3 protein-coding genes and 1 pseudogene are annotated in these 2222 nt (G+C 62.5%); 1 reads left to right on the top strand and 3 read right to left on the bottom strand.

From position 1 onward, the window contains the following. Positions 1-1040, bottom strand: a 1040-nt coding sequence (locus tag EN884_RS33810; protein ID WP_128361034.1) for a TIGR03808 family TAT-translocated repetitive protein, incomplete at its 3' end; no start/stop codon positions are given. 121 nt (positions 1041-1161) lie between these two features. Between EN884_RS33810 and greA the strand changes: the two genes are divergently transcribed. Continuing rightward, entirely contained in the window at positions 1162-1635 is a 474-nt protein-coding gene (gene greA, locus EN884_RS33805; RefSeq protein WP_013532674.1) for a transcription elongation factor GreA, read from the top strand. Positions 1636-1667: 32 nt separating this feature from the next. Here the strand turns inward: greA and EN884_RS33800 are convergent, their stop codons facing one another. After that, positions 1668-1832, bottom strand: a complete 165-nt coding sequence (locus tag EN884_RS33800) for an AbrB/MazE/SpoVT family DNA-binding domain-containing protein (protein ID WP_245459565.1) — start codon at positions 1830-1832, stop codon at positions 1668-1670. Positions 1833-1951: 119 nt separating this feature from the next. Next, positions 1952-2222 (bottom strand): annotated as a pseudogene (locus EN884_RS33795) (methylmalonyl-CoA mutase); the annotation flags it as partial.

The raw sequence follows: 2222 nt of genomic DNA, 5'->3' as shown, positions 1-2222 counted from the left end.
GAGTCGGCGGGGTAGGGGCCGCTGGTCGACAGATTGCGCACGATGTTGCCGGAACAGACGCCCATGCGGCCGCCTTCGTTGAAATTGACGATCGAGATGCCGTTGGCGGCGCCGTCGACGATGTTGTTGCTGATGATGGCGCCTTCGAACGAGAACTCGGAATAGATCGCCGTTTCGCCAGAGCGCGAGCAGGTGTTGCCCGATATCTGCAGGTTGCTGGCGCTGTTGGCGCGGATGGCCGAGAAGGCGCAGTCCGAGACGATGTTGCCCGAGATGACGACATTGCCGGCGCGAAAGGCATTGATGCCGTTGCCGTTCTGCCCGGTTCCGCCGCTGCGTGCCTGGATCCCTTGGACGCGGTTGCCGGTGACCATGGTGCCGTCTTCGGCCACCTGCCAGCGGTGTACGAGGATGCCGCCATTGGCGCAGTCGGAAACGGTGTTGCCCGTGATGGCCAGCCCGCCGGCTTCGACCGAATAGATGCCGGCATCGGCGGCGCCCGATATCTCACAGCGCTCGATCCGGCCGATCGCGTGTTCCAGCGCCAGCCCGTTCTTGCCGCTGCCGGTGATCTGGCAATTGTCGATGGCGAGGTGCGCGACACGGCGAAGATCGAGCAGCCCTTGCGTGTAATCGCCCATCGCACGGTTCGCACCATCGAAGACCAGTCCGCTAAGTTCGATATGGTCGGCCTGTTCGGCCATGAACAGGTGGCCGTCACCGCCGTAAACGATGCGCGTCGCGCCCGGCACGCCGGAAAGACGTACGCGGCCGGGCAGCGAAAGATTGGAGACGACATAGGTGCCGGGCGGCAGGAACACCGGCATGTCGCGGCTGTTTGCGTCACGCAGCAGTTTGGCGAAGGCCTTGCTCTGATCGTCTGATGTGCCGGGCTGCACGCCGAGTTCGGTGGCATTGATCGAGCCGCGCATCGAGGCTTTCTCGATGCCGCTCAAGCTTGCGGCTACCGCCTTGCCGAGCGCAAGGCCCATGACGGCAAAGCCGGCGGTTCCAGTCAGCAGCGTTCGTCTGTTCAACATCGGCACAGAATCCCAGCGTTCAACCTTGGCGTCGCAGGAATCGTGCCAGACGGTTTGCCTCTCCTCTGGACGGAAACGACAATGGCTTGTCGAGCAGCCTCTGCGGGCCTAAGTTCAGGAAATGAGCAGAGCTTTCACCCGCGAGGAAGACAGCGAAAATGCCATCGCCGGTGTCGGTGAGCGGCCGGTCAGCCAGCATCGCAATCTGGTGACGGAACGCGGCCTGGCGCAGATCGAGGAAAATCTGGCCGATCTGCGCGACATACTGGCGAAGGCCGAACGCAAAGCCGACCGCGAGCGCATAGCGGTCGTGTCGCGCGATCTGCGTTACTGGACCGCCCGGCGCGAAAGCGCCGAACTCTCGGTGCCGGAGCCGGGCAGTGACGTTGTGCGCTTCGGCATGGGCGTCACGATCGAGAGCGATGACGGCAAGAAGGTGCATTGGAAGATCGTCGGCGAGGACGAGGCTGATCCCACCAAGGGCAGCATTTCGCATGTTTCGCCAATGGCTGTCGCCCTGTTCGGCAAGAAGATCGGCGACTTGGCCAGCGTCAACGGCAAGGAATGGGAAATCGTCAAGCTCTCCGAGAGCTAGGACGTCTCAAATCCGCCGCACTGATTGGCGCGTCATTTGGCGAGTTTCTGAAGCCCGACCCGATATTTGTCCATGACCTCGCGCGCGGCCTTCATCTGCCGTTCGAACCTGTCGGCCACCGGTCTTAAAATGATGCCGTGATCAGTTTCGATGATCTGGAGCTGATCGCCCGATTGCAGATTCAAGCTGTCCAGCATTCCCGTGGCAAGATCAGGGCATCTGATCCGTCGTCGAGCTTGTGGATGGTCGTCTTCACGGTTACCGCACCTTGGTTGCAGTGTCAGTCTAGCACAACCTTTTCAGAGATGCAGCAGTCCTAGTCCGTGGCCAGCAGGCGGTCCAGCAGGCGATCCGCTGCCTCTGGAATGACTGTGCCCGGCGGGAAGATTTCCGCAGCGCCGGCTTGCCGCACCGCGTCATAGTCCTGCGGTGGGATGACGCCGCCGGCGACGATCAGCATGTCGCCGCGGCCGAGCTTTTTAAGCGCGTCGCGCAGTTCCGGGATCAGCGTCAAATGTCCCGCCGCCAGCGACGAGGCGCCGACGATGTGGACGTCCTGTGCGACCGCCAGCCTGGCGATCTCATCC

Source organism: Mesorhizobium sp. M7A.F.Ca.AU.001.01.1.1 (genome assembly GCF_004022735.1).
GTDB classification, from domain to species: Bacteria; Pseudomonadota; Alphaproteobacteria; order Rhizobiales; family Rhizobiaceae; genus Mesorhizobium; species Mesorhizobium ciceri.
The sequence above is the reverse complement of the archived record's forward strand: the minus strand, read 5'-3'. Positions and strand labels throughout refer to the sequence as shown.